A 24934-nucleotide genomic window follows, 5' to 3' on the forward strand; every position below is an offset into this window, starting at 1 on the left:
TCGCCGGACCTTGAGGTGGCCCCGGGTTGGACGGTCGTTGTCCGCCGCGGGGAGATTGCGCCGGGAGCTATCCCTTGAGGCTGCCCGTGGTGAGGCCGGACATGATGTTGCGCTGGAAGATCAGGAAGATGACGACGGTCGGGATGGCGGCGATGACCGACGCCGCGATCACCACGTTCATGGGCGTACCGCCGGAGAAGGCGTAGATGCCGACGCTGACCGTCCGCGTCTCGGGCGACGGCATCACCAGCTTCGGCCAGAGGAAGTCCTTCCAGACCGCCGTCACGGCGAAGATCGAGACCACGCCGAGGATCGGGCGCGACATCGGCAGGACGATCGACCAGAGCGTGCGCAGCGGGGTCGCCCCGTCCATCAGCGCCGCCGCCATCAGGTCCTCCGGGATCGAGTCGAAGAACCGCTTCAGCAGGAAGATGTTGAACGCGTTCGCGACCAGGGGCAGCCAGATCGCGAACGGCGAGTCGAGCAGGTTGACGTGCAGGATCGGCAGGTCGATCACGGTCACGTACTGCGGGACGATGAGGACCATCGCCGGGATCATCAGCGTCGCCAGCATCAGGCCGAGGATCACGTTGCCGAAGATCGGCCGGAGCTTCGACAGGGAGTACGCCGCGGCGGTGTCGAGGACGAGTTGGAACAGCACCGCGCCGGTCGCGTAGTAGAACGTGTTGAACAGCAGTTTGGCGAGGTCGAGGTTGTGCCACGCGTCGGCGTAGTTCTGCCACTGGGGGTCCTGCGGGAACAGCGACGGCGGGGTCTGCGCGATCTCCTGGCCGGACTTGAGCGCGCCGGTGACCATCCAGTAGAGCGGCCCGAGGAAGACGAGCGTGAATCCCGCGACGACGACGGCCAGCAGCGCCCAGTAGACGATCCTGCCGCGCCCCCGCCTGAGCTGGGCGTGGGAGACGAGTGTCCGGGTTCCGGAGTCCTGTGCCATTCCTCGTCCGTCCTAGTCCTGTTTCGCGGTCAGCCGCACGTAGACGGCGGAGAAGCCGGCCAGCACCACGAGCATGATCACGCCGAGCGCGGCGGCGCCGTTGAGATCGTTCTGGAAGAACCCGTGCTGATAGATGAGGTACGCGACGGAGGTCGCCGAGTCCTCCGCGCCCGCGCCGTTGGCGAGGATCAGCGGCTCGATGAAGAGCTGCATGGTGGCGACGATCTGGAGCATCGCCAGCAGCGCGAGGATCAGCCGGGTCTGCGGGACGGTCACGTGCAGGATCCGCCGCCAGAGCCCGGCGCCGTCGAGCTCGGCGGCCTCGTAGAGTTCGCCGGGGATGTTCTGCAGCGCCGCCAGGTAGATCAGCACCGCGCTGCCCATGTTCATCCACGTCGACGCGAGCACCATGGCGGGCATCGTCATCTCGGGGGACTGCATCCACTGCGACGTCGGCAGGTGCAGCGCCTTGAGGATCGCGTTGAAGAGTCCCGCGTCGCTGGGGTCGTACGCGTAGAACTTGAACAGGAACAGCGCCGAGGCCGGCGGCAGCATCACCGGCAGGTAGACCAGGATCCGCAGGTAGCCCTTGGCGTGGCGGAACTCGTTGAGCAGGATCGCCACGAAGAACGGCACCACGTAGCCCAGGACGAGCGCGAGAACCGTGAAGGTGAACGTGTTCTTCCAGGCGGTCCAGAAACTCGGGTCGTCGATGATGCGGGTGTAGTTGTCCCAGCCCACCCAGGTGGTCTCGCCGCGTCGGGTGCGCTGGAAGCTCATCACGACGCCGCGGATCATGGGGTACCAGGAGAACATCGCGAAGCAGAGCACCGCCCCGATGAGGAACGCGTGGCCGGTGAGGTTGTCCCGCACCTTGCGGCCGAGGCTCGTACGCCGCGGCCCCGCCGGCGACGGCGACGTGGGACGACCCGTGTCTGAGGTGGTGGTCCCCGGGGCGGAGAGGATCGCCAAGGCAACTCCTGGTGAATCGGTGACCGGACGTGTGCTGCCGAGGGGCGGGGGCCGGCGCACCGGCCCCCACGCCCGTCGGGTCAGCTCTCCGCGGCGAGGAGCTTGTTGACCTTGTCCTCGGCCGTCTTCAGCAGCGCGTCGATGTTCGCGTTCGGGTTGGTCAGGACCCCGGACATCGCCGCGTCGAGCACCGCGTAGATCGCCTGCGCGTTACGGGGTTCGCCCTTGATCGGGACCGGGCCGGCCTCGAAGAGCGCGAAGTTCGCGGTGTCGACGTTCGCGTTCGCCTTGCGCAGCTCGAGTTCCTGCTTCTGCGCGTCGCTGCCGTTCGCGAACAGCAGCGGCTGGGGCAGGCCGACCGGGTAGTTCTGCGGCTTGGCCCGCACGTAGTCGAACTGGCCCTTGCCCGGCGTCAGCTTCTGGTACGCGATCCACTTCAGGCCGGCCTTGACCTGCTCCGGGGAGAGGCCCTTCTTGAAGAAGTAGCCCTCGCCGCCACCGAGCGTCGCCTTCGCCGGGCCGTCCTGGCCGGGTAGCGGGGCCATCGCCCAGTCCTGGAACTTGCCCTGGAACTGGCTGACGATCGCCTGGGTGGCGTCCGGCGCGCCGATGAACATGCCCACCTTGCCGGCGGCGGCGTTGGTCAGCAGGTCGCCCCACTGCAGCAACTGGCGGCTGCCCATGCTGTTGTCGCCGTACCGCATGTCCTTGAGGTTCTGCAGGACCTGCCTGCCCATCGCGTTGTTGAAGTCGGCCTTCTTGCCGTCCTCGGTCAGCACCTGCCCGCCCTGCGAGTAGAGCAGGGAGGTGAAGTGCCAGCCGCCGGTGTTGCCGGCGCTGTACTCGGAGTAGCCGGCGATGCCGTTGCCGAGGGCGGAGATCTTCTTGGCGGCCGCCCGCACCTCGGGCCACGCCTTGGGCGGGGTGTTCGGGTCGAGCCCCGCCTGCTGGAACAGGACCTTGTTGTAGACCAGGCCCATCGAGTAGTTCTTCGCGGGGACGGCGTAGAGCTTGCCGCCGTCGCTGAAGACCTCCTTGAGCGCCGGGTCGACGCTGTCCCAGGTGGGGATCGTGTCCTTGTTGGCGTACTCGGTGATGTCCATCGCCTGGCCGGAGTCCAGCACCTGCTGGAGGTCGGTCATGTACCCGTAGAACAGGTCGGTGACGGTGCCGCCGGCCAGGCGGGCGGTGAAGTCCGGCGGGTTGTTGCACTGCTCGCCGACGCTCACGCTCCTGACGACGATGTCGGGGTTCTGCCGCTGGAACTCGGCGACGTCGTCGTTCCAGTTCTTCAACAGCTCTTTCTGGGAGCCGACCGGCTGACAGTCGACGGTGATGGTGACCTTGCCACCGGCTGCGCTCGTCGCGTCGTCGCTCTTGGTGGAGCAAGCCGCAAGGGTGAGCCCCAGGCCGGCCGCGAGCGCCAAGGCCGCGGCCTTCCGGTACTGCGGTACGGACATCTGTCCATCCCTTCGGGAACGGGTGTCTCCATGACGTGCGCCGAGCCGAGGTGGTCGTCACCCGGGCCGAGCGCCGTCATTGATCTGCGTCTGCCATGCGACCTGCCCCCGCCAGGTGCGTCGGGGCCAGGTGTGAGTGGAGTCACTGTAGCTATGTGGACTTGCTCCAGCAAGGTTTCGATTCCAATCTGAAAAGAAGCGACCGTGTGACGTCAGATTCGAACAGGATCTTGGAACGCTATCGGATTGAGAGGCTTCGCCCCTTTGATCCGCGCTGGGCCCCTGGTTCGGACCAGCGCCCAGCCCGGGGCCCGGGTTGGGCCGGCGTCCACGGGCGGACAGGGGCGGTCGGCGCGATACGCGCACCCCGTGGAGCGCGACGGCCCCCAGGCACGCGGGACGGCCCCCGGCGACGCGAGACAGCGCCAGCCACGCGGGACGGCCCCCGCCGACGCGAAACAGACGCCGGACGGACGCCGGACGGACGGCGGACAGACGCCACAGACGGTCTGCCGCCGGCCGTCGGCGGCGACGTAGCAACGCGAAGAAGCCGCCGATTGCGAGCAGCAGTCGACGGCCAAAGCGTCGTTCGGCGGCCGGGCTGGCAGCCCGCGACCGGAGGGGTCAGTCGACGTTCAGGGGGATCGGTCGGCGACGGGAACTGCGGCCGGTGACCGGGCCGGAGCGGATCCGGATCAGCGACCCGGGGCGGGCGCGGTGGAGCCCCGTACGACGAGTTCGGGCTCGAACAGCAGCTCGTCGTGCAGCACGCCGACACCCTCGATCTGGGTGACCAGCAGGTCCACCGCGGCCTGTCCCATCGTCTCGATCGGCTGGCGCACCGTGGTCAACGGCGGGTCGGTGCAGGTCATGAACGCGGAGTCGTCGAAGCCCACCACCGACACGTCGGTCGGCACCACGCGGCCCAGCCGCCGGGCGGCCCGGATGGCGCCCAGGGCCAGCACGTCGCTGGCGCAGATGATGCCGGTCACGCCCCGCTCGACCAGCTTCGTCGCGGCGACCCGCGCACCCTCCATGGAGAAGCTGGAGCGCTCGACGTACGTCGTGTCGTCGCCCCAGCCCGCCGCCCGCGCCATCGCGTCCAACTTGCGCCGGGACGGCACGTGGCCCTCCGGACCGAGCACCATCCCGATCCGGTCGTGACCGAGCGAGCGCAGGTGCCCGTACGCCTGCTCCACCGCCACGGCGTCGTCCGTGGAGACCCGGGGGAAGCCCAGCTCGTCCACGCCCGCGTTGACCAGCACCACCGGCAGGCCCCGGTCGGTCAGCCGGCGGTAGTGGTCGTGCCGGGCGTCGGCGAGCGCGTACGAACCGCCCGCGAAGATCACGCCGGAGACCTGGTGGTCCAGGAGCATCTCCACGTAGTCCATCTCGGAGACGCCGCCGATGGTGCGGGCGCAGAGCGCCGGGGTGAAGCCGCGTTGGGCGAGCGATCCGGTGACCACCTCGGCGAGCGCCGGGAAGATCGGGTTCTGCAACTCGGGCAGCACCAGCCCGACCAGCCGGGCCCGCTCCCCGCGCAGCTTGGTGGGCCGCTCGTAGCCGAGCACGTCCAGCGCGGTCAGCACCGCCGTCCGGGTCGCCTCGGAGACCCCGTCCCGGCCGTTGAGCACCCGGCTGACGGTGGCCTCGCTGACGCCCGCCTTCTTGGCAACCTCGGTCAACCGCTTCGTCACGGCCGCAATCGTACGTCATCGCCTTGCAAGAAATGAGCAGCCGTCTGTCGAGCGACTGCTTTCCGCTGCCGCGCCCTGTCCCTCAGCCGGCAGCCCGACGGTCCGGTCCGGTCAGGACATGTCGCGCAACGCGTCCTCGATCGCCCGGTGGAAGGTCGGATACGCGTAGATCATCTGCCGGAGCCGGGCGAGCGGCACGGCCGCGTGCACCGCCACCACCAGCGCGGAGAGCACCTCGCCGCCGGCCGGCCCCACCGAGGTCGCGCCGATCAGCACGCCCTCGTCGGCGTCCGCCACCAGCTTGACGAAGCCCTCGTTGCCGGCCTTGTGGATCCAGCCCCGGGCCGACGACGGCAACCGGGCCAGGCCGACCTGCACGTTGACGCCCCGCTCCCGGGCCTGGTGCTCGGTGAGGCCGACCGCGCCGACCTCGGGGTCGGTGAACGTCACCCGGGGCAGCGCCCGGTAGTCGGCACGCGGCACCGCACGAGCGGAACCGCCCGCCCCGGTACCCGCCGCGCCACCCGTCGCGCTCGCGGTGCCGCTGGGATCGGCCCCGGCGTCGGCGCGCCGGGCGTGGTCGAGCACGTCGGCGACGACGATCCCGGCCTGGTACATCGCGACGTGCGTGAACGCCCCCTCGCCGGTGACGTCGCCGACCGCCCAGATCCCCTCGGTCACGTGCAGCCGGTCGTCCACGGTCAGGTAGCGCCGGCCGGCGTCCACCCCGACGGTGTCCAGACCCAGCTCGTCCAGGTGCGCCCGGCGGCCCGTCACCACCAGCAGCCGATCGGCGGTGAACTCCGCCCCACCCGCCCCGCGCAGGGTGAAGGCGCGCCCGTCGTGGCCGACCCGCTCCGCCCGTACCCCGGTGTGGATCTCCACCCCGTCGGCGCGCAGCGCGGCGGCAGCCACCTCGGACGCCTCCGGCTCCTCGAGGGCGAGCACCCGGTCCAGCGCCTCGACCACGGTGACCCGTACGCCGAACCGGGCGAAGACCTGCGCCAGCTCCAGCCCGATCGCGCCGCCGCCCAGCACCAGCAGCGACTCCGGCAGCTCCTCGACCTCGATCGCCTGCCGGTTGGTCCAGTACGGCGTGTCGGCCAGGCCGTCGACCGGCGGCACGGACGGCCTGGTGCCCGTGCCGAGCACGATCCCGTGCCGGGCCTGGAAGACCCGCTCGCCCACGCGCACCCGGCCGGGGCCGTCGAGTCGGGCGGTGCCCCGGACGAACCGGCCGCCCTTGCCGGTGAACCGCTGCACCGCCACGGTGTCGTCCCAGGTGTCGGTGGCCTCCTCGCGGATCCGCCTCGCCACCGGTGCCCAGTCGGGCCGCACCTCGGTGGAGCCGGCGAGCCCGTCGACGCGGCGGGCCTCGGCGATCGCGTTGGCCGCGCGGATCATCATCTTGCTCGGCACGCACCCCCAGTAGGGGCACTCCCCGCCGACCAGGTCGCGCTCGACGCCGACGACGCTCAGCCCCGCCTCGGCGAGCCGCCCGGCCACCTCCTCGCCGCCGACCCCGAGCCCGACCACGACCACGTCCACCAGTTCCGGATCAGCCATGCCGCCAGCATCGCGCACCGCCCGGCGGCCGGCCAGCCGGCCGCGCCGGAATTGCGCTGCCCGCCGACGTCCCGACCTCCTACCGTGGCCGGATGCGCGCACGCTTCTCCGCCGTCCACGACCGCTTCGCCGAACTGCTCGCCGAGGGCCGGGAGACCGGGGCCGGCCTGGCGATCTGGTACGACGGCGAGCCCGTGGTCGACGTCGTCGGCGGCGAGCGGTCACCGGGACGGCCGTGGCTGCCGGACACGCTGGTGAACGTCTACTCCGTCGCCAAGCCGGTGGCCGCCCTCTGCCTGCTGGCGCTGGTCGACCGGGGCCGGCTCGACCTGGACGACGCCGTCGCCGAGCACTGGCCCGGCTTCCGCGCCCCGGCCACCGTCCGCCAGGTGCTGACGCACACCGCCGGGCTGCCGGCGTTCCCGGTGCCCCGGCCGGCCGCCGCCGTCGCCGACTGGGACCTGCTCTGCGCCGACCTCGCCGCCGCCGAGCCCGAGTGGCCGCCCGGGTCCGTCGCGGGCGAGCACGCCTGGACGTACGGGCACCTGGTGGGCGAGCTGGTGCGGCGGGTCGACGGGCGGTCGGTGGGCCGCTTCCTGGCCGAGGAGATCGCCGGTCCGTGGCGGCTGGACCTCGGCTTCGGTCTCGGCGAGGCGGACCAGCGGCGCTGCGCCGAGCTGCGCTACGGCGATCCGGGCTGGCCGGATCGGGTCGCCGGGGAGCCGGGTTCGCTCTGGGCACGGGCGCTGGACAACCCGCCCGGCGGCCGGGACCTGACGGTGGTGAACAGCCCGCTCTGGCGCGGCGCCGAGGTGCCGGCAGTCAACCTGCACTCGACCGCCGGCGCCCTGGCCCGCCTGTACGCGGGCCTGCTCGCCGGCGGCGTCCTCGACGGGGTGCGGCTGTTCAGCCGGGAGCTGGTGGCTGAGGCGACCCGGGTCCAGTACGACGGCGACGACCTGCTGCTCGGCCGGCGTACCCGGTGGACGCTGGGCATGCAGTGGGAGGAGGACGGCAGCTGGGGCATGGGCGGGATCGGCGGCAGCTCCGCCTGGGCCGACCCCGGGCGCGGCTACACCTTCGCCTACGCCACCTCGCGCCTGGCCGACCACGACCGCGTCGACACCCTGGTGGAGGCCCTGCACTCCTGCCTCTGACGGTCGCCCACCGCTGACCATCCGGTCGCCTCCGACGAACCGGGGGTGGCCGGTCAGCGGCAGGGGACCGTCACGGGGTGGACGGGATCGACGGGCCGGGCGCCAGCGCGGGTCCGGGGATCACCACGGGGGTGCCGGCGGGGGTGATCAGGGCGCGGGCGGCCACCGTCAGCCGGCGGCGCTGCGGCACCAGCGCCCGGTCGGCGAAGACGTCGTAGTCCCGCGCGGCCACCTCGTCGAGGATCCCGCCGTAGAGCGCGTACGCGGTGCGCATGCAGGCCTGCGAGGCGGGCGCCAGCAGGGTGATCCCGGGGGCCGCCGCGGTGTAGTGCGCCTGGGCGCGGCTCACCTCGTACGCGATCAGCTCCCGGATCCGCGGCGTGGCCCGGCCCCGGGCGCGCGCCTCGGCCAATTCCTCGCGGGTGACGCCGAACAGGGCCAGGTCGTCGTCGGGCAGGTAGGTGCGCCCCCGGTCGAGGTCCTCGGCCACGTCCCGGATGAAGTTGGTGAGCTGGAAGGCGAAGCCGAGCTGACGGGCCGGCTCCCGGGCCGCCGCCGGGTCCGAGCTGCCCAGGATCGGCAGCATCATGGTGCCGATCACCGCCGCCGAGCCCTCCATGTAGTCGAGCAGGTGCCCGTAGGTGCGGTACGAGGTGACCGTCAGGTCCATCGCCATGCTCTTGAGGAACGACGCGAAGTCGTCCCGGTCGAGATCGAAGACGGCGATCGTGTGCAGCACGGCCGGAAGCAGGGGGTCGTCCACCGGTTCGCCGTGCAGTCCGGCGACGAAGCGGCCGGCCCAGTCGTCGAGTCGCGCGGCGCGCTCGGCGGGGGGCAGTTCCTCGGTGCGGTCGACGATCTCGTCGGCGTAGCGCGTGAATCCGTACAGGGCGTGGACATGCCGCCGTTTCCAAGCGGGTAGGAGCCGGGTGGCGAGATAGTAGGTGCGGCCGTGCCGTTTGTGCAGCTCACGGCAGCGGCCATAGGCCGCGGTGAGATCGGTTTCCACCGGCCCTCCTCAATTTCGACGCATGAATCGACGCAACTCGTAAGCCTAGGGTACGCTCGGCCGCATGGCCAACGACGCAGTTGCGGGTAATTCGCTCCGCGTGGCCCCCGCCGGCCCGGCCGACGGGGACGATCCGGTGCGCGCGGTTCTGGCCGCGTACACGAAGGACCTGGTCACGGCGGTGGAGGACACCCTCGCCGCCTTCCTGGCCCCGGAGGTCGACGCGCTGGGCGAGATCGACGCGGCGATGGGGGAATTCGCCGCGACGGCCCGCGACTGCGTGCTGGCCGGCGGCAAGCGCGTCCGCCCCACGTTCGCCTACTGGGGGTGGCGCGGCGTGCCCGGCGGCACCGGCTCGCTGCCGCCGGTGCTGCCCGCCTTCGCCGCCCTGGAGCTGCTGCACACCTTCGCCCTGGTGCAGGACGACGTGATGGACGCCTCCGCGACGCGCCGGGGCCAGCCGAGCGTGCACGAGGCGCTTGCCGCCCGGCACACCGCGGCCGGCCATCGGGGCGACCCGCGTCGGTTCGGTGAGTCGGTCGCGGTGCTGATCGGCGACCTCTGCATGGTCTGGGCCGACCGGCTCCTCGCGCACGCGGCCCTGCCGCCGGCCCGCCTGCTCGACGTCCGGCGCTGCTACGACCAGATGCGCGTGGAGACGATCGCCGGGCAGTACCTCGACGTGCTCGGCGAGAGCGACGCCGGGAACTGGTCTGTCGACCGGGCCCTGCGGGTGGCCCGCTACAAGACCGCCAGCTACACGGTGCAGCGGCCACTGCTCTTCGGCGCCCGCCTGGCCGGCGTCGGGGACGACGCCCCGCTGACCGCCGCGTACACCCGCTACGGGCTCGCCGTGGGCGAGGCGTTCCAGCTCTGCGACGACCTCCTCGGCGTCTACGGCGACCCGGCCACCACCGGCAAGCCGGCCGGCGACGACCTGCGCACCGGCAAGCCGACCGTGCTGCTCATGCTGGCCCGGCAGCTCGCCACGCCGGCCCAGCGGCTCGTGCTGGACGGCCTCGGCGGCGGCGTGGGGGACGCGGAGGTCGCCCGCCTCGCCGAGGTGGTCGCCGACACCGGGGCCGTCGACCGGGTCGAACGCATGATCTCCGACCGGGTCACCGAGGCGCTGGGCGCGCTCGGCACCGCGTCGATCGACGAGACCGCGCGCACCGCGCTGACCGGTCTCGCCACCGCCGCCACCAACCGGCGGGCATGATGGTCAACTTCGCACAAGGAGGTGGTCGCGTGCGCACCGTTGACGGGCGTACGGACCGGGTGGTCGTCGTCGGCGCCGGGCTGGGCGGGCTCGCCTGCGCGCTGCACCTGGCGGGCAGCGGTCGGCAGGTGACCGTGCTGGAGCGCGAGCCGGTGCCGGGCGGCCGGGCCGGCCGGCTCAGCGTGGACGGCTACGAGTTCGACACCGGGCCCACCGTGCTCACCATGCCCGACCTGATCGCCGAGGCGCTCGGCGCGGTCGGCGAGGAACTGGACGACTGGCTGGACCTCACCCCGCTCGACCCGGCGTACCGGGCGTACTACCCGGACGGGTCGACGCTGGACGTCATCACCGACACCACGCGGATGGCCGCCGAGATCGCCCGGGTGTGCGGCCCGCGCGAGGCGGACGGCTACCTGCGCTTCGTCGACTACGCGCGCAGGCTCTGGCAGTGGGAACGCGCCGACTTCATCGAGCGCAACCTGGACGCCCCCACCGACCTGCTCACCGGCAACCTGGTCAAGCTGCTGGCCGGGGGCGCCTTCCGCCGACTCCAGACGAAGATCAACCAGTTCTTCCGCGACCCGCGCACCCAGCGGATCTTCTCCTTCCAGGCCATGTACGCCGGCCTCGCCCCGCACGACGCGCTGGCCATCTACGCGGTCATCGCGTACCTCGACTCGGTCGCCGGGGTCTATTTCCCGCGCGGCGGCATCCACGCCGTCTCGCGCGGCATGGCCGGCGCCGCCGAGAAGCACGGCGTCGAGATCCGCTACGACACCACGGTGACCAGGGTGGAGACCGCCCACGGCCGGGCCACCGGGGTGGTGACCGCCGACGGCGAGCTGATCCCGGCCGACGTGGTCGTGCTCAACCCCGACCTGCCGGTCGCCTACCGTGACCTGCTGCCGCCGAGCCGCCCGCGCAAGCTCACCTACTCCCCCTCCTGCGTGGTCCTGCACGTCGGGTCGACACAGGGATATGGGAAGATCGCCCACCACAACATCCACTTCGGACGGTCGTGGAAGGGCACCTTCGATGAGGTCATCAGGCGGGGCCAGCTGATGAGCGACCCGTCCCTGCTGGTCACCAACCCGAGCCGGACCGACCCGTCGGTGGCCCCGGCCGGGCGGCACACCTACTACGTGCTCGCCCCGGTGCCCAACCTCGACCGGGCGCCGTTCGACTGGCGGGGCGACTTCACCGAGCGCTACGCCGATCAGCTCGTCGGCACCCTGGAGGAGCGCGGCTATCTCGGCTTCGGCGCCGGCGTCGAGGTGCTGCGGGCCGTGACCCCGGCCGAGTGGGCCGAGCAGGGCATGGCCGCCGGCACCCCGTTCGCCGCCGCGCACAGCCTCTTCCAGACCGGCCCGTTCCGCCCGTCGAACCTGCACCGGACGCTGTCGAACGTCGTCTTCGTCGGCTCGGGCACCCAGCCCGGCGTCGGCGTGCCCATGGTGCTCATCTCCGGCAAGCTAGCCGCCGGCCGCATCACCGGTGATGCCTGATGGCCCGCCCCCTCGCAACAGGGAGACACCTGCCGTGACCAGCCGCGAGACGCACCTCGTCGAGCTCGTGGACGACGCCGGACTGGCGCGGGGCGAGACCACCGTGTCGGCCGCCCACCAGCCCCCGGGCCAGCTCCACCGCGCCTTCTCGGTGCTGCTCGTCGACCCCGGGGGCCGGGTGCTGCTGCAACGGCGGGCAGCGGTCAAGACCCGCTTCCCGCTGCGCTGGGCCAACGCGTGCTGCGGCCACCCCACGCCCGGCGAGTCCCTGGTCGAGGCCGCCAACCGCCGGCTGCGCGAGGAGCTCGGCGCCGACCCGGTCGAGCTGACCGAGGTCGGGGTGTACATCTACTACGCCGAGGACCCGGCCACCGGTCGGGTCGAGTTCGAGTACGACCACGTCCTGCGGGGCGAGTTCCGGCCGGGCAGCCCACTGCTGCCGGATCCCGACGAGGTGGCCGAGCTGCGCTGGGCCGACCCCGCCGCGCTGACGGCCGACCTCGACGCCGACCCCCGCGCGTACGCCCCCTGGCTGGGCGGGGTGGTGAACCGGCTGCTGCACCCGTCGGGGCCGGCCGCCGGCCCGCCGGGCCAGCCCGGCATCCCGTCCGGCCCGCCGGCGAACGACGCGTCGGAGCGGTCGGGTGGCCGATGAGGCGCTGAGCGCGGGAGCCGTCGCCCGACGGCTGGGCGTGGCCGTGACCACCCTGCGCACCTGGCACCAGCGCTACGGCCTCGGGCCAAGCGAGCACGTACCCGGGCACCACCGGCGCTACACGCCGGCCGACCTCGCGCGCCTGGAGGTCATGCGGCGGCTCACCGCCCAGGGGGTCACCCCGGCGGAGGCGGCCCGCTGGGCCCGCCGGGCGCCGGACGCCGTGCCCGCCGACGCGGCCGTACCCCCACGGGTGCGCGCCGTCGCCGGCCGCGACGGCGGCGGTTCGACGATCCCCGTCGGCCGGGCCGGACCGGCGGCCCGGGGGCTGGCCCGCGCCGCCATGCGGCTGGACTCGGTGGCGATCGGAGAGACGATCGCCCGGAGCCTGGAGGCGAACGGTGTGATCGCCACCTGGGAAGGTCTGCTGCGTCCCGTGCTCTTCGGCATCGGCGAGCGGCACGTCGCCACCGGCGGCCTCGTCGAGGTCGAGCACCTGATGTCGCGCTGCGTCTCGGAGGCGTTCGCGGTGGTCGCCCGGGCCGCCGCGCCCGCCGGGCCGGCGCGCATCGTGCTCTCCTGCGCCGACGAGGAGCAGCACACCCTGCCGTTGGAGGCGCTCGCCGCCGCGCTCGCCGAGGCGGGGGTCGGCTACCGGATGCTCGGCGCCCGGATGCCGCTGCCCGCGCTGCTCGAGGCCGTCAACCGGACCGGGCCGGCCGCCGTGGTGATCTGGTCGCACACCCGGGCCACCGCCGATCCCGCCCAGCTCAACGCCCTCCTCGCCGCGCCCCGCCGGCCGCTGCTGGTGCTCGCCGCAGGGCCGGGTTGGCTGGCGGACTCGCTGCCCGCCGGGGTGGTCCGGCCGGTCGACCTCACCGAGGCGGTCTCGCTGGCGCTCGCCCTGCGCGACTCGCTGGACCAGGCGTCGGCGGACTGACCGGGGATCCCGGGGCGGGACGCCGTCCACTAGCGTCGGGAGGTCCGCCGACCCCGACCCCTCCGGGAGCGAACGATGCGCCCACGCGCCGTGCTGGCCGCCGGCCTGGCACTGGTCCTCCTCCTCGGCGGCTGCGGCGACGGCACCACGAGCGGCCGGCGGGCCGCCGGGCCCGCACCCGTCGCCTCCGCCCCGCTGCCGGCCGAGCCCGCGCCGTCGGCCGGCCCGCGACCCAGCCGCCCCACCCCACCCCGGCGCCTGGTCCGCCCGCTGCCGACCAAGCTGCCGGCGGGGCTGCGACGCACCACCGGCGTACGGACGGTGGCGTTGACCTTCGACGACGGGCCGGATCCGACCTGGACGCCAAAGGTCCTCGACCGCCTCCGGGCGGCCCGGGTAACCGCCACCTTCTGCGTGGTGGGCAAGCAGGCCCGGCGCCATCCCGACCTGGTCCGGCGGATCGTGCGGGAGGGCCACCAGCTCTGCAACCACAGTTGGAACCACGATCTGGATCTCGCCCGACGGCCGGCCGCCGAGATCCGGCGGGACCTCCTGCGCACCAACGCGGCCATCCGGGCGGCGGTGCCGGGCGCCAAGGTGCCGTTCTACCGGCAGCCGGGCGGCCGGTGGACGGCCGAGGTGGTGACGGTCGCCAAGCAGCTCGGCATGCGGTCGCTGCACTGGCACGTCGACCCGCAGGACTGGGGCAAGCCGACCGCCGCGACGATCGCCAAGCGGGTACGCGCCGCGACCCGCCCCGGCTCCGTCGTGCTGCTGCACGACGGCGGCGGTGATCGGGCGGCCACGCTGGCCGCCTGCCCACGCCTGATCGCCGACCTGAAGCGCCGCTACGGCGTCGCCCGGCTCCGCTAGAGCCCCCTGACCTGCGGTTTTGCGGGGCGCTGTGGCTAGGGCCATACCGGTTTGGTCGACGGACCGATCATCACGTAAGCTATCCAAGCCTCCGGCGGGGCCGGATGGGAGCAAGTCCGCTTGAAGTTGCGAGTGTGCAATGATGGCGGGGCCGCCCTCATCGTCTAGCGGCCCAGGACGCCGCCCTTTCAAGGCGGTAGCACGGGTTCGAATCCCGTTGGGGGCACGGTCCGGCTTCGGCCGGAGGCAACAAAGCTAGGTCCTGTGGAGCAGTTGGAGTGCTCGCCGCCCTGTCAAGGCGGAGGTCGCGGGTTCAAGTCCCGTCAGGACCGCCAGCGGAGAACGCCGCGCCCTGCGCGGCGTTCTGCGTATCGGGGCATGTGACCCTCCCGGCGGAGAACCCGCCGTGCGGGTAGCATGAACCGAGCAACACGGCCAGGTAGCTCAGTTGGTACGAGCGTCCGACTGAAAATCGGAAGGTCGGCGGTTCGACCCCGCCCCTGGCCACATAGCCTTTCGCCGGGCTACTGAAGCGCCGACCAGCGGAAACGCCGGTCGGCGCTTCTGCGTACGGGTTGCTGCCGTGGGCCGCCGCCGGGTGGCGACCGGCTCCTCGCCCGCCATTGCGGTGCCCACGTGCCCGCCCGCCGGACGCTTCAGTCGTGCTCGGGGATGCCGCGCACCCGGTGCGAGGCCGCGTGCACGACCTCGGTGACCAGCCGACGCACGTGACCTCCTCTGCCGCTGTAGAGCGCCCGCCGGCCGTCGCGCCGCATCGTGACCAGTCCCGCCAGGCGCAGCTTGCCCAGGTGCTGCGACACCGCCGGCCGCGCCACTCCCAGCGCCGCCACCAGGGCAGTGACGTCGTACTCCCCGTGGACGAGCAGCCACATCAACCGCAGTCGGGTGCCGTCCGCGAGCATCCGCACCATCTCGGTAGCTGCCTCGACGTGACTGTCGACAGGGAGACGTTGTTGCAGGTCGTTGGCACCTGCATCATTGTCGCGTGCGTACATGAGCACATATTATCGCCGCCGTCGGGGATACCTGTCCCGCTGTGCCGTCAGGGACGTTGGGAGACGCGGTGGAAGACCACGAGCACGACCACGACCACCCGCACGATCACGGTCGTCACCAACGGGGCCGGCTCGCCGCCCGCTGGCATCGGCTGACCCACGCGGTCGTCCCGCACTCGCACGACTCCCGCGCGAAGGTCGACCCCGCGCTGGAGTCCTCCCGGGAGGGCCTACGGGCCCTGTGGATCTCACTCGTCGGCCTCGGGGCCACCGCCGTCGCCCAGGCCGTCATCGTCGCGCTGTCCGGCTCGGTCGCCCTGCTCGGCGACACCCTGCACAACGTCGCCGACGCCCTCACCGCCGTACCGCTGGCCATCGCCTTCCTGCTCGGCCGGCGGGCCGCCACCCGCGCCTACACCTACGGCTACGGCCGCGCCGAGGACATCGCCGGCATCATCATCGTCGCGGTCATCGCCGCGTCCGCCGTCGCCGCCGCCTGGACCGCTGTCGCCCGGCTGCTGCACCCGGCCGAGGTGACCCACCTGCCCTGGGTGGCCGCGGCCGGCCTCGTCGGCTTCGTCGGCAACGAGCTGGTCGCCCGCTACCGCATCCGCGTCGGCCGCCGCATCGGCTCCGCCGCCCTGGTCGCCGACGGCCTGCACGCCCGCACCGACGGCTACACCTCCCTCGCCGTGCTCCTCGCCGCCGGCGGGGCCGCCCTCGGCTGGCGCTGGGCCGACCCGGCCGTCGGCCTGGCCATCGCCGTCGCCATCACCCTCGTCCTCAAGGACGCCGCCCGCGAGGTCTACCGACGGCTCATGGACGCCGTCGACCCCGCCATCGTCGACCAGGCCGAAGCCACGCTCCGCGCCGTCGACGGCGTCCGCGACCTCACCACGGTCCGGCTCCGCTGGATCGGTCACCGCCTCCACGCCGAAGCCGAACTCGTGGTGGACGCCCACCTCAGCCTCGTCGCCGCGCACGGGATCGCCGCCGACGCCGAACACCAGCTCACCCACGCCGTGCCCCGGCTGACCAGCGCCACCGTCCACACCGATCCCGACTGCCATCCCGGTGCCCACCATCACGCCGACCTGTCGCACGAGCGCCGGCAGACGATCTGAACGGCCCCTGGCACCGCGCCGCCGGCCGCACCCCGTGTCCGGGGTGCCCGCGTCCCACGGGCCGCCGCGCGTTCAGCTGACGGCAGCCCCGAACCACCTCGGCAGCTGACCGACCAGCCCCGCCTGGTCGTCGCCGACCCAGGCCACGTGGCCGTCCGGCCGCAGCAGCACGGCGGGCACGTCCAGTTCGTCGCCGCCGTCGACGACGTGGTCGACCCGGTCGTCCCACCCGGCGACCGAGAGCCGACCGGTCCGGTCGAGGAGCAGCCCCCGGCCGGCGTGCAGCAGCTCGTAGAGGCGTCCCCGCTTCAGGCCCACGTCGCGCAGCCGCCTGCCGAGCAGTTCGTGGCCCTCGCCGAGGTCGTAGCGGACCCCGATCGCGGTGATCTTCTCGATCAGGTGCCGGTTCACGTCCTGGAAGTCCATCAGCTCCGACAACAGTCGACGCACCGCCTGCGGGCCCGGCTCAGTCGACAGCAGGTGCATCTGCGCCAGGGTGTTGTCCAGCACGTCGGCGGCCACCGGGCGCCGTTCGGCCCCGTAGCTGTCCAGCAGCCCCGCCGGGGCCCAGCCGTCGATCTCGGCGGCCAGCTTCCAGCCGAGATTGAACGCGTCCTGGATCCCGAGGTTGAGCCCCTGCCCGCCCGTCGGCGGGTGGACGTGCGCCGCGTCGCCGGCCAGGAGCACCCGGCCGATCCGGTAACGCTCCGCCAGCCGGGTGGCGTCGCCGAAACGGGAGAGCCAGCGCGGGGAGTGCACGCCGAAGTCGGTGCCGGCAGTCGCCCGTAGCTGCTGCCGGAACTCCTCGATGGTCGGCGGGACGGCGCGGTCCTCGGCCACCCCCGCGGCGGGCACGACGACCCGGTAGCACCCGTCCCCGAGAGGCGCGGCGCCGAACCTCAGCTGGGTCCTGCGGACCTCCGCGACGACGGCGGCAACCGTGGCCGGGTCCTCGGCCACCTCCATCTCGCCCAGCAGCGTCTCGACCCTGGTGGGCTCACCGGGGAAGCCGACGCCGAGCAGCTTGCGCACGGTGCTGCGGCCGCCGTCGCAACCGACCAGGTAGCGCGAGCGCAACCGGGTGCCGTCGGCCAGCTCGGCGTTCACCCCCGCGTCGTCCTGGCTCAGCCCGACCAGCTCGCAGCCGCGCCGCAGCTCGGCGCCGAGTTCGGTGGCGCGCTCGGCCAGCAGGCGGTCGGTGGTGGTCTGCGGAATGCCGAGGACGTACGGGTGGGCGGTGTCCAGCCGGTCCGGCGCCGGCTTGGGGATGCCGGCGAAGAAGCCGCCGAGCGGATGCTGCCCGCCGAGCGCGCGGAAGCGCCCCAGCAGGCCGCGCTGGTCCAGCACCTCGATGCTGCGCGCATGCAGCCCGAGCGCGCGGACGAACCTGGTCGGTTCCGCCTCCTTCTCCAGCACGAGCACGCGTACGTCGTGCAGCCGCAACTCGCTGGCCAGCATCAAGCCGGTCGGCCCGCCGCCGACCACGATCACGTCGATCATGGTGCCCCTCATTCACGAGATGGGAACTGGGCCAGCCGCCGCGTTGCGCCACCGCGCCGGTCTCCCGCAGCCGCGCCGCGGGTCCCGTCGGCGTCCGACGTCCCGCCTCGGCCCGTACGCCGACAACGGCACGCAACGCACAAAGCTCTGATTTCCGCAGGTTCTGGCCTCGGCCGACAATTCTGGGGCACCACCCGGGTCTTGCGGCAAGTCCCCCCGTGCGATATAGGTTGAGGGTGGCGGGGAAAGAGATCTCGCCCCTCCTGGCCCCTCCCCGCAGTCGGCTCGCTCCCTTCGGCTGTCGGACGTGGGCGATACCGTCCCGCCATGGCGACCAGGATCAGTCTGACCCTCGACTGCGGCGACGCGAAGCTCCTCGGGGAGTTCTGGAAGACGGCACTGGGCTACGTCGACGAGCCGCCGCCCGCCCCCTTCCACACCCGCGAGGAGTGGCACGCGAGTTTCGACCTGCCGGAGGACGACCCGGTGGACGACGCGGCGTGGCTCTGCGACCCCGAGGGCGTCGGCCCCGCGCTCTCCATCCTCAGGGTCCCCGAGCCCAAGACGGCGAAGAACCGGTTGCACATCGACGTCCGGGTGCCGGGCCACGGCACCCCCGAGGAGCGGTGGACGCGGATCAGCGCGGAGGCCGAGCGGCTGGTCCGGGCGGGCGGGACCGTCCTGGAGGAGGTCACCGGGCACCACGTCGTCATGGCCGACCCGGAGGGCAACGAGTTCTGCGTCGCCGCCGCCTCGGCGTGACGGTGCTCCCCGTCCGCGCGTGCCGGCCGACGCCGACGGACGGATCCGGGACAGCGGTGGAGGGCCCGGCCGTGCCACGCTGACCCCGACCCGTCCTGGCGACCGGTGTGCGGCGGGCCGGCACGACGGGGGAAGAGACGTGGCCGAACGCTCGACCGCGCGGTCGACCGCACCCCGGGTGATCAACTCGGGGCGGCTCGCGATGGGGCAGATGGTCGTGGTCGGCACGACGGCCGCCCTATTCCTGCGCGACACCACCAGCGGCGGGTGGGTGATGCTCGTGTTCCTCGTTGGCGTGCACGCCTTGCTGCTCGCCGGCGTGGCGGCGCTGCTCGCGGTGACCTACCTGCTCGGCACGCTCACCCGCCACGGATCGCGGCTGACCGAGCGCCCCGGCCCCCGGTTCGGCTGGACCCTGCTCGTCTGGGTCGGCGGCGCCGCGCTCGTCCGCTACGGGCGCACCGCCCTCGGTGACCTCGGCTTCGACCTCGACCGGCACGCCGAGGTCGGCCACTGGTTGCTGGGCCTGGGGGCGGCGCTGGTGGTGGGCGCCTTCAGCCGCTCGCGACCGATGCGCGTCGCCTCCGCCGCGCTGATCGCCGTCTTCGTGGTGGGCACGGCCACGCTGCGAGCCATCGACTGATCGCCCTGGCGGGGGCCGAGCAACAAGCCCGGCGCGGGAGACGAATTCGGTTGCGGCGGGGGCCGCGCTGCGATTGCGTACGCCCATGCTGACCGACGGCGTCGACTCGTACTTCGTCTGCGGCACCCCGCGCACCGGCAGCTCGCTCCTGCTCGGGTTGCTGGAGTCCACCGGCGTCGCCGGTCGTCCCCAGGCATACTTCCGCTCCCCCGACGAGTCGCTGTGGGCCGACCGGTGGCGGCTCCCCCGCACGGCCGACGGCGGCTTCGATCACGCGGACTTCGTACGCGCCGCCCTCGCCGCCGGCCGCACCGACAACGGCGTGTTCGGCGCGAAGCTCATGTGGGGAACGCTGGAGGAGCTGCTCGCCAGGCTCGCGGCGAGCCATCCCGACCTCGCCGGCGACGACGTCGCGTTGCTGGGCAGGGCGTTCGGCCGTACCGGTTTCGTCTTCCTGCGACGCGACGACGTGCTGGCGCAGGCGGTGTCGCGACTGCGCGCCGAGCAGACCGGCGAGTGGTTCCTCGGGGGCAGTGGGGAGATCAGCGGTGACGCCGGGACCGGGCGGGCGCCCCGCTTCGACGCGGACGGCATCCGCCACTACCTTGACGAGATCGGCGAGCACAACGCGGCCTGGGAGCAGTGGTTCGCCTCGCGGGGAATCCGACCGCACGTGGTGCGCTACGAGGAACTGACCGAGGACATGGCCGCCACCACCCGCCGCATCCTCGACTTCCTGCGGCTCGACGTGCCCGAGGACGCCTTCGCCATAGTTCCCCGGCACCGACGCCAGGCCGACGAACTCAACCGGCAGTGGATCGAGCGATACCGGGCGGAGGTGTCCGGCCGCTGACCGTCGGGCCGCCGAGGCCGGCCCAGCGGTGGGCCCGGCCCGACGAGAGTGGGCACGGCCCCGGCGCTCGCCCCGCCGGCCGCCTGGGCCGCCCCTCAGCGCCTCTGCTGGCGGTGCTGGGCCACCCCGTCCTGGATCGCCTCCCAGACGCTCCGGCCGGCCTGCCGGAGCGTCTCCCCCGCCTGCTCGGCGAGCTGCGCCGCGCTCTGCGCACCGCCCGAGATTTCGGGTCGTCGACCCGAGCCGCCCTCGGACGGACCCTCGGACGACTCGGCCCGTCCGGCCTCCTGCCCACCGCCGGGTCCCCGATCCCCGCCGGCCGTTGCGGCCGTACCGCCGCCGGGACCGCCGACCCGCTCACCGCCCGGTTGCCGCGCGCTCTGTTCCTCGCGCCCCGGCCGCTGCCCGCCGCGCTCCTCGCCGCCCGCCTCCGACGTGCCGCGCTCCGCACCGCCCGGTTGCTGCCCGCCCGGCCCGGAGGCAGCCGGCTGCCTTCCGTGTTCGCCGCCCGCTTGCTGCCCGCCGCGCTCCGGGGCGCCCTGGGCGTGTTCCTGTTCCCCGGGCCCGGTCGGCTGGCGGGCCGCCTCGCGCCCCGCCTGCTCGCGTGCGCGCTGCGCCTGCCCCTGCTCGCCCCCGCCCCCGGACCCGCTGGCGAGGCCACCACCCCGAGGAGCCTGCCCGGCTCCGGGCTCCCCGCCCGGCCCACCTCCGGGAGCCCCGCCCGGTCCGCCTTCGCGGGCCCCGCCCGGTCCGCCCTGCGCAACCCCGCCCGGCCCGGGACCGCCCCGCCCGGGACCCTGTCCCACCTCGCCCTGCCCGGGGCCGCCCGGCTCACGCAGGGACCGGTCGGCGACCGCACCGATGGCGCCGACCTGCTGCCCGAGGTCGTCGGTCGCGCCGCCGGCCCGCTCCAACGGGGGCTGCCCCGCCGGGCCGGTGAGCTGCCCCACGGGGCCGACGGCCCGCTCGCCCAGGTTGGCGATCCGCTGCGTCGCCCGGTTGACGTCGTCCAGCGAGGCCGTCGCCGTACGCGACAGCGCCTCGATGATCTGGGGGTTGCGGTCGATGGTGGTCAGCGCCCGGTCGAGGATCTCCACCAGCTTCTCCAGCCGCACCTTCAGCAGCGCCTCGGCGTGCACCCCGGTGAGGTCCAGCTCGACGCCCTTGAGGTGTACCCGGACCCCGGCGTCGAGCTGGAGGAGATTGGCCAGCCGGGTTCGCAGGGAGACGTCGGCGTCCAGCTCGTCCACCGCGAGCCGCACCGAGTCGACCGACACCTCGGGTATGTCCAGCAGGACGTCCGGCTCGGTGTCCCCGCCCCGACGGGCCGGCTCCATCCCCCTGTCGGGGCGGGGCGGCCCGCCCTCCCCGTCGCCCCGGTTCGATCGACCGCCGAGCTGGTCCGGATCCCGCTGCTGCGCGTTCTCGCTCATGCTCCCCGCTCCGCATCCTCCGGCCGGGCCGGCCGGGACCGTTCGGCGCGGGTACCCGCTATCCGGCCGAACATCCCGCCGGACGACCGCGCGAGCGGCCACCCGGGCCGGGACGAGATCGCCGTCGGGCCCGGCCGGCGGAAAGGCCCGGAGCGGGCGGTCGCGAAGCTGCGCACCCGGGCATCAGCCGGTATGGTCCGGGCCTATGGGACAGGAGATGGCTGACCCGGCCGGCATCCGGCAGGAGTCCGAACGGTTCGCGCTGCGCAGCGCCCTCCTGGTCCCCGCTCCCGCCCAGCGGGCGTTCGAGGTGTTCACCGGCGGCCTGGCGCAGTGGTGGGTGGTGGAATACACCTGGTCGGGGCCGGAGCAGCTCGCCGACCTGGGCATGGAGCCGCGCGCCGGCGGCATGCTCTACGAGATCGGCCCGTACGGCTTCCGCTGCGACTGGGGCCGGGTGCTGACCTGGGATCCGCCCGAGCGGCTCGTCTTCACCTGGCAGATCGGGGCGGACCGGGCACCGGTGCCGGATCCCGCCAGGGCGAGCGAGGTGGAGGTGCTCTTCCAGCCGGAGGGGCCGGAGCGGACCCGGGTGCAGGTCGAGCACCGGCACTTCGACCGGCACGGCGAGGCGGCGGAGGGCTACCGGCAGGCCCTGACCGCCGGCTGGCACGAACTGCTCACCCGCTACGCCGCCCGGGTGGCCGACCGCGCCGCCGACTGACCGGCCTACGACACCGCACCGCCCGTCGCCGGCCTCCGTCTGCCCCGGTGCGTCGCCGCCAGGGCCGTGGCGCGTCAGCGGCCGAGGCCGGGGCGCGCGGCCCGCGCCGTGGCGGCGTCCCGCCCGCCGAGGTCGGCGCGGCGGCCCGCCTCAGCGCCCCGGCCGAACCCGCCGCCCGCGAGCCGGCGCGGCGCGGCGGTACGCAACTGCGGGTACACCTCGGCGACGCGGTGCCGGACCCGGTCCGACCGGTCGGCCAGGACCAGTGCCACCGAGGGCGCGCCCGCCTCGGCGACGGCCCCGGCCTCCGCCGCCCGGAGCCGCACCCCGACCACGTGGGCGAACCCGGCCAGCCACGAGCGCCGGAAGGCGGCGACATGCGCGCCGGCCGGCGGCTCGGCGCCGGCAAGCCCGTGCGCGGCCTGCACCAGCAACGACGTGAACAGCAGTTCGACGCGTTCCAGGTCGCTGGCGAAGCCGAACAGGTGCATGGCGAAGCCGGTACCCTCCCGGCGGCGGACGCAGCGGCAGCGCAGCGCGTCGGCGACCGCGGCGAGCAGGCCGGCCTTGTCCCGGGCGTACGGGGCGACGACCTCGACCACCCGGTCGCCCACCGGGTCCGAGGCCGGGTCGCGGGCGGCCAGCAGCGCCCGGTCCACGCCGTAGCGGGCGATCAGCTCGGTCGCCTTGGCGGTGAACGCGGCCGACTCGGCGGGGGTGCAGGCCGGGTCCTCGGCCTGGGCCAGCAGCTTGCGCACCTTGCTGAGCATGGCGTCGGACATGCCGCTCAGCCTGTCACGCCGGCCCGGCCTCGCCGCACCGCGACCGACCGGCGGACGACCCGGTGACCGGTCACGCCGGCCCGATCTCGCCGCATGGCGGCCGACCGGCGGGTGGACGCGGTGACCGTGCCGACGACCGGCGGGCGGGCGCCCAGCGGAAAGACGGGTCAGACGGCCCGGCTACGCAGCGTCGCCACGGTCGAGCCGGCGAGCGTGAGTAGGCACTCCGGCAGCAGCCCGTCGGCCGCCGCCGCACCGAACAGCGCCTCGCCGGTGTCGTCGTCGGCGTTGGCGTACGCGCTGACGAAGCGCGCCACCCAGCGGGTGTCGTAGCCCGCCTCGTCGATGCCGGGGAAGTCCAGCGCGCACGTGCCCGGCGGAACCGGGTCGCCGACCATGGTGGCGGCGAGACACCAGGCCACCCCGTACGCGCCGGCCAGGCCGGACCGGTCGACGACCGCGTCGAACGCCCCCGCCACCGCGTCGCCGTCCCCGGCCAGCGCCGAGCGGAGCACGGCGGTCGCGTCGTCGAGCGTCTGCTGTGGTGAGTCCGTCACCCACAGCACGGTAGGGGTTGGGGTCAAGCCACCCGGCGGCGGTTACTTTCCGTAGTTAGGGCGGGCGACCTGCGGATTGAGCCGCCTCCGTGGTCCCGCGGCGCGGCCCAGCACGCTAATGTGCGCAGCGGACCTTCGCCGGAGGAAGGACGACCATGTTCAAGTCACGCGCCTCGCGGGCGGCCACCCTGGCTGCCTGCGCGACGTTCCTGCTCGCCACGAGCGCCTGCGGGACCGAAGAGCCCGAGGAGGCGACCACCCATCAGGTGCGCCTCTACGGCACCGACGGCAACATGCTGAACTCGTACCCCGCCGAGCTGAAGGATCGCGCCAGCCTGGTCGACGGCATGAAGGGCACGACGCCGCTCACGCCCCTGCCCGAGGACTTCAAGAACCGGCTCCGGTCCCTCGACCCGAAGCTGGGCGACTTTCTCTACTCCGCCGAGGCGTACGACGCGGTGGTGATCAGCGCGATCGCCGCCCAGCTCGCGGGCACGACGGACCCGGCGGCCATCGCGAAGCAGATCGTCGGGGTGACCAACGGCGGGCAGCGCTGCGAGACGCCAGCGGAGTGCCTGACCCTGGCCCGCGCGGGACGCGACGTGGAGTACCGCAGCGTCTCGCTGACCCGGGCCGGCTTCACCGACGCCGGCGAGCCGTCCACCGCGAGCTACGGCACCCTGCACTTCGACGGCCAGCGGCTCAACGACGGCAAGACGGAGTTCGTCGGGGCCGGGGACGAGTCGGCGGCGAGCACCAAGGCGCCGCCGAAGGCGAAGAAGCAGCGCGGCGGCCGCACCGACCGCAGCGACGGCTCACCGCTGGTCATGGGCGGCCTGCTGCCGCAGACCGGTGACCTGGCCCTGGCGTACCCGCCGATCTCCGCCGGCACCAAGCTGGCGATCAGGGAGATCAACGCGGCGGGCGGGGTGCTCGGCGAGCCGGTGGTCTGGATCGACGGCGACGACGGCACCAACCCGGCGGTCGCGAAGGCCACCGTGGCCAGCCACGTCGCGCGGAACGTCCACGTCATCATCGGCGCCGGCGCCTCCGGCATCTCCCGCGCCGTGCTGCCCGACGTGGTGCAGGCCGGGAAGGTGCTGTTCGCCCCGTCGAACACCGACGCCAGCCTGACCGAGTTGGACGACAACGGCCTCTACTTCCGTACCGCGCCGCCGGACAGCCTCCAGGGTCGGGCGCTGGCCGACGTGATCCTCCGCGACGGGCCGCAGAAGATCGCCATCGTGGCCCGTAAGGACTCCTACGGCGAGGGGCTCCAGAACACCGTCCGGGCCGAGCTGGAGCGGGCCGGCATCGGCGGCGACCGGCTCAAGCTGCTGACCTACGAGCCGCCGGCCGACGCCAAGGCGAACCCGGTGGACTTCGTCGCCGGCGCCAAGGAGATCAAGGACTTCGGCGCGGAGGCCGTGCTGATCATCGGCTTCGCCGAGTCCGCCCAGGTGATCCGGGCCCTCGCCGACGCCGGGGTGCAGATCCGACACTGAGCCACCTTGGAACACGGACGGCCG

General features: G+C 73.6%; 23 protein-coding genes and 3 tRNA genes. 15 read left to right on the forward strand and 11 right to left on the reverse strand.

Annotation, left to right across the window (positions count from 1 at the left end):
• Positions 1-67: 67 nt before the first annotated feature.
• From ACTMS2_RS01605 to ACTMS2_RS01625, 5 genes are all read right to left on the reverse strand, one after another.
• Positions 68-955 (reverse strand): carbohydrate ABC transporter permease, encoded by an 888-nt coding sequence (locus tag ACTMS2_RS01605; RefSeq protein WP_441173711.1) that lies wholly within the window; start codon positions 953-955, stop codon positions 68-70.
• A 12-nt stretch (positions 956-967) separates the two neighbouring features.
• Positions 968-1927, reverse strand: coding sequence for a carbohydrate ABC transporter permease (locus ACTMS2_RS01610; RefSeq protein ID WP_441173712.1), 960 nt, complete (start codon positions 1925-1927; stop codon positions 968-970).
• A gap of 80 nt (positions 1928-2007) precedes the next feature.
• On the reverse strand, positions 2008-3387 hold the full coding sequence (locus tag ACTMS2_RS01615; protein ID WP_441173713.1) for an ABC transporter substrate-binding protein: 1380 nt from the start codon (positions 3385-3387) through the stop codon (positions 2008-2010).
• 695 nt (positions 3388-4082) lie between these two features.
• Positions 4083-5084: a LacI family DNA-binding transcriptional regulator gene (locus ACTMS2_RS01620; RefSeq protein WP_363892374.1), complete on the reverse strand. Its 1002-nt coding sequence runs from the start codon at positions 5082-5084 to the stop codon at positions 4083-4085.
• Between the two features lie 111 nt (positions 5085-5195).
• Positions 5196-6650, reverse strand: coding sequence for a dihydrolipoyl dehydrogenase family protein (locus ACTMS2_RS01625; protein WP_441173714.1), 1455 nt, complete (start codon positions 6648-6650; stop codon positions 5196-5198).
• A 92-nt stretch (positions 6651-6742) separates the two neighbouring features.
• Here ACTMS2_RS01625 and ACTMS2_RS01630 point away from each other — a divergent pair, with 92 nt between their 5' ends.
• Positions 6743-7807, forward strand: coding sequence for a serine hydrolase domain-containing protein (locus tag ACTMS2_RS01630; protein WP_441173715.1), 1065 nt, complete (start codon positions 6743-6745; stop codon positions 7805-7807).
• A gap of 70 nt (positions 7808-7877) precedes the next feature.
• Here the strand turns inward: ACTMS2_RS01630 and ACTMS2_RS01635 are convergent, their stop codons facing one another.
• Complete coding sequence (locus ACTMS2_RS01635; protein WP_441173716.1) at positions 7878-8816, reverse strand: phytoene/squalene synthase family protein; 939 nt, start codon at positions 8814-8816, stop codon at positions 7878-7880.
• 64 nt (positions 8817-8880) lie between these two features.
• Here ACTMS2_RS01635 and ACTMS2_RS01640 point away from each other — a divergent pair, with 64 nt between their 5' ends.
• The 8 genes from ACTMS2_RS01640 to ACTMS2_RS01675 all read left to right on the forward strand — a co-directional run bounded on the left by ACTMS2_RS01640 (position 8881) and on the right by ACTMS2_RS01675 (position 14518).
• Entirely contained in the window at positions 8881-10035 is a 1155-nt protein-coding gene (locus tag ACTMS2_RS01640) for a polyprenyl synthetase family protein (protein WP_441173717.1), read from the forward strand.
• Positions 10035-11543: a phytoene desaturase family protein gene (gene crtI / locus ACTMS2_RS01645; protein WP_358166185.1), complete on the forward strand. Its 1509-nt coding sequence runs from the start codon at positions 10035-10037 to the stop codon at positions 11541-11543. Before ACTMS2_RS01640 ends, crtI begins: the two co-directional genes overlap by 1 nt.
• A 34-nt stretch (positions 11544-11577) precedes the next feature.
• Positions 11578-12198, forward strand: coding sequence for an isopentenyl-diphosphate Delta-isomerase (gene idi / locus ACTMS2_RS01650; protein ID WP_441173718.1), 621 nt, complete (start codon positions 11578-11580; stop codon positions 12196-12198).
• A complete protein-coding gene (locus ACTMS2_RS01655) occupies positions 12188-13138 on the forward strand; it encodes a MerR family transcriptional regulator (RefSeq protein WP_441173719.1) in 951 nt (316 codons plus the stop codon). Before idi ends, ACTMS2_RS01655 begins: the two co-directional genes overlap by 11 nt.
• Before the next feature lie 75 nt (positions 13139-13213).
• Positions 13214-14011, forward strand: a complete 798-nt coding sequence (locus tag ACTMS2_RS01660) for a polysaccharide deacetylase family protein (RefSeq protein ID WP_441173720.1) — start codon at positions 13214-13216, stop codon at positions 14009-14011.
• 153 nt (positions 14012-14164) lie between these two features.
• Positions 14165-14237 (forward strand) — tRNA-Glu (locus ACTMS2_RS01665).
• A gap of 32 nt (positions 14238-14269) precedes the next feature.
• Positions 14270-14346: transfer RNA gene (locus tag ACTMS2_RS01670), tRNA-Asp, on the forward strand.
• Positions 14347-14444: 98 nt separating this feature from the next.
• Positions 14445-14518: transfer RNA gene (locus tag ACTMS2_RS01675), tRNA-Phe, on the forward strand.
• A 149-nt stretch (positions 14519-14667) separates the two neighbouring features.
• On the opposite strand, the gene ACTMS2_RS01680 is transcribed toward ACTMS2_RS01675, so the two are convergent.
• Positions 14668-15027, reverse strand: a complete 360-nt coding sequence (locus ACTMS2_RS01680; protein ID WP_441173721.1) for an ArsR/SmtB family transcription factor — start codon at positions 15025-15027, stop codon at positions 14668-14670.
• 68 nt (positions 15028-15095) lie between these two features.
• Here ACTMS2_RS01680 and ACTMS2_RS01685 point away from each other — a divergent pair, with 68 nt between their 5' ends.
• Positions 15096-16151 carry a cation diffusion facilitator family transporter gene (locus ACTMS2_RS01685; RefSeq protein WP_441173722.1) on the forward strand — a complete coding sequence of 352 codons (1056 nt, stop codon included), beginning with the start codon at positions 15096-15098 and terminating at the stop codon, positions 16149-16151.
• Positions 16152-16223: 72 nt separating this feature from the next.
• Here ACTMS2_RS01685 and rox read toward each other — a convergent pair whose 3' ends face one another.
• On the reverse strand, positions 16224-17651 hold the full coding sequence (gene rox, locus ACTMS2_RS01690; RefSeq protein ID WP_441174081.1) for a rifampin monooxygenase: 1428 nt from the start codon (positions 17649-17651) through the stop codon (positions 16224-16226).
• Between the two features lie 327 nt (positions 17652-17978).
• Here rox and ACTMS2_RS01695 point away from each other — a divergent pair, with 327 nt between their 5' ends.
• The 3 genes from ACTMS2_RS01695 to ACTMS2_RS01705 all read left to right on the forward strand — a co-directional run bounded on the left by ACTMS2_RS01695 (position 17979) and on the right by ACTMS2_RS01705 (position 19909).
• Positions 17979-18413, forward strand: a complete 435-nt coding sequence (locus ACTMS2_RS01695; RefSeq protein WP_441173723.1) for a VOC family protein — start codon at positions 17979-17981, stop codon at positions 18411-18413.
• Between the two features lie 139 nt (positions 18414-18552).
• A complete protein-coding gene (locus ACTMS2_RS01700) occupies positions 18553-19056 on the forward strand; it encodes a hypothetical protein (protein WP_441173724.1) in 504 nt (167 codons plus the stop codon).
• A gap of 85 nt (positions 19057-19141) precedes the next feature.
• Positions 19142-19909, forward strand: a complete 768-nt coding sequence (locus ACTMS2_RS01705) for a Stf0 family sulfotransferase (RefSeq protein ID WP_441173725.1) — start codon at positions 19142-19144, stop codon at positions 19907-19909.
• A 95-nt stretch (positions 19910-20004) separates the two neighbouring features.
• Here the strand turns inward: ACTMS2_RS01705 and ACTMS2_RS01710 are convergent, their stop codons facing one another.
• Positions 20005-21342 carry a hypothetical protein gene (locus ACTMS2_RS01710; protein ID WP_441173726.1) on the reverse strand — a complete coding sequence of 446 codons (1338 nt, stop codon included), beginning with the start codon at positions 21340-21342 and terminating at the stop codon, positions 20005-20007.
• 205 nt (positions 21343-21547) lie between these two features.
• On the opposite strand from ACTMS2_RS01710, the gene ACTMS2_RS01715 reads away from it, so the two are divergent.
• Positions 21548-22066 (forward strand): SRPBCC family protein, encoded by a 519-nt coding sequence (locus ACTMS2_RS01715; protein ID WP_441173727.1) that lies wholly within the window; start codon positions 21548-21550, stop codon positions 22064-22066.
• A gap of 74 nt (positions 22067-22140) precedes the next feature.
• Here ACTMS2_RS01715 and ACTMS2_RS01720 read toward each other — a convergent pair whose 3' ends face one another.
• Entirely contained in the window at positions 22141-22848 is a 708-nt protein-coding gene (locus tag ACTMS2_RS01720) for a DUF2786 domain-containing protein (protein ID WP_441173728.1), read from the reverse strand.
• 167 nt (positions 22849-23015) lie between these two features.
• Positions 23016-23405, reverse strand: a complete 390-nt coding sequence (locus ACTMS2_RS01725; protein ID WP_441173729.1) for a hypothetical protein — start codon at positions 23403-23405, stop codon at positions 23016-23018.
• Between the two features lie 155 nt (positions 23406-23560).
• Here ACTMS2_RS01725 and ACTMS2_RS01730 point away from each other — a divergent pair, with 155 nt between their 5' ends.
• Positions 23561-24910 carry an ABC transporter substrate-binding protein gene (locus ACTMS2_RS01730; RefSeq protein WP_441173730.1) on the forward strand — a complete coding sequence of 450 codons (1350 nt, stop codon included), beginning with the start codon at positions 23561-23563 and terminating at the stop codon, positions 24908-24910.
• Positions 24911-24934: the final 24 nt, after the last annotated feature.

It is taken from the genome of Micromonospora sp. SD12, from assembly GCF_052068495.1.
Lineage (GTDB): Bacteria > Actinomycetota > Actinomycetes > Mycobacteriales > Micromonosporaceae > Micromonospora > Micromonospora echinofusca.

Bases quoted from the DNA above. Each gene is read 5' to 3' on its own strand.
- ACTMS2_RS01605 (WP_441173711.1), bottom strand. From the start codon at position 955: ATGGCACAGGACTCCGGAACCCGGACACTCGTCTCCCACGCCCAGCTC.
- ACTMS2_RS01615 (WP_441173713.1), bottom strand. From the start codon at position 3,387: ATGTCCGTACCGCAGTACCGGAAGGCCGCGGCCTTGGCGCTCGCGGCC.
- ACTMS2_RS01625 (WP_441173714.1), bottom strand. From the start codon at position 6,650: ATGGCTGATCCGGAACTGGTGGACGTGGTCGTGGTCGGGCTCGGGGTC.
- ACTMS2_RS01630 (WP_441173715.1), top strand. From the start codon at position 6,743: ATGCGCGCACGCTTCTCCGCCGTCCACGACCGCTTCGCCGAACTGCTC.
- ACTMS2_RS01640 (WP_441173717.1), top strand. From the start codon at position 8,881: ATGGCCAACGACGCAGTTGCGGGTAATTCGCTCCGCGTGGCCCCCGCC.
- crtI (WP_358166185.1), top strand. From the start codon at position 10,035: ATGGTCAACTTCGCACAAGGAGGTGGTCGCGTGCGCACCGTTGACGGG.
- ACTMS2_RS01660 (WP_441173720.1), top strand. From the start codon at position 13,214: ATGCGCCCACGCGCCGTGCTGGCCGCCGGCCTGGCACTGGTCCTCCTC.
- ACTMS2_RS01680 (WP_441173721.1), bottom strand. From the start codon at position 15,027: ATGTACGCACGCGACAATGATGCAGGTGCCAACGACCTGCAACAACGT.
- rox (WP_441174081.1), bottom strand. From the start codon at position 17,651: ATGATCGACGTGATCGTGGTCGGCGGCGGGCCGACCGGCTTGATGCTG.
- ACTMS2_RS01695 (WP_441173723.1), top strand. From the start codon at position 17,979: ATGGCGACCAGGATCAGTCTGACCCTCGACTGCGGCGACGCGAAGCTC.
- ACTMS2_RS01705 (WP_441173725.1), top strand. From the start codon at position 19,142: ATGCTGACCGACGGCGTCGACTCGTACTTCGTCTGCGGCACCCCGCGC.
- ACTMS2_RS01710 (WP_441173726.1), bottom strand. From the start codon at position 21,342: ATGAGCGAGAACGCGCAGCAGCGGGATCCGGACCAGCTCGGCGGTCGA.
- ACTMS2_RS01715 (WP_441173727.1), top strand. From the start codon at position 21,548: ATGGGACAGGAGATGGCTGACCCGGCCGGCATCCGGCAGGAGTCCGAA.
- ACTMS2_RS01720 (WP_441173728.1), bottom strand. From the start codon at position 22,848: ATGTCCGACGCCATGCTCAGCAAGGTGCGCAAGCTGCTGGCCCAGGCC.
- ACTMS2_RS01730 (WP_441173730.1), top strand. From the start codon at position 23,561: ATGTTCAAGTCACGCGCCTCGCGGGCGGCCACCCTGGCTGCCTGCGCG.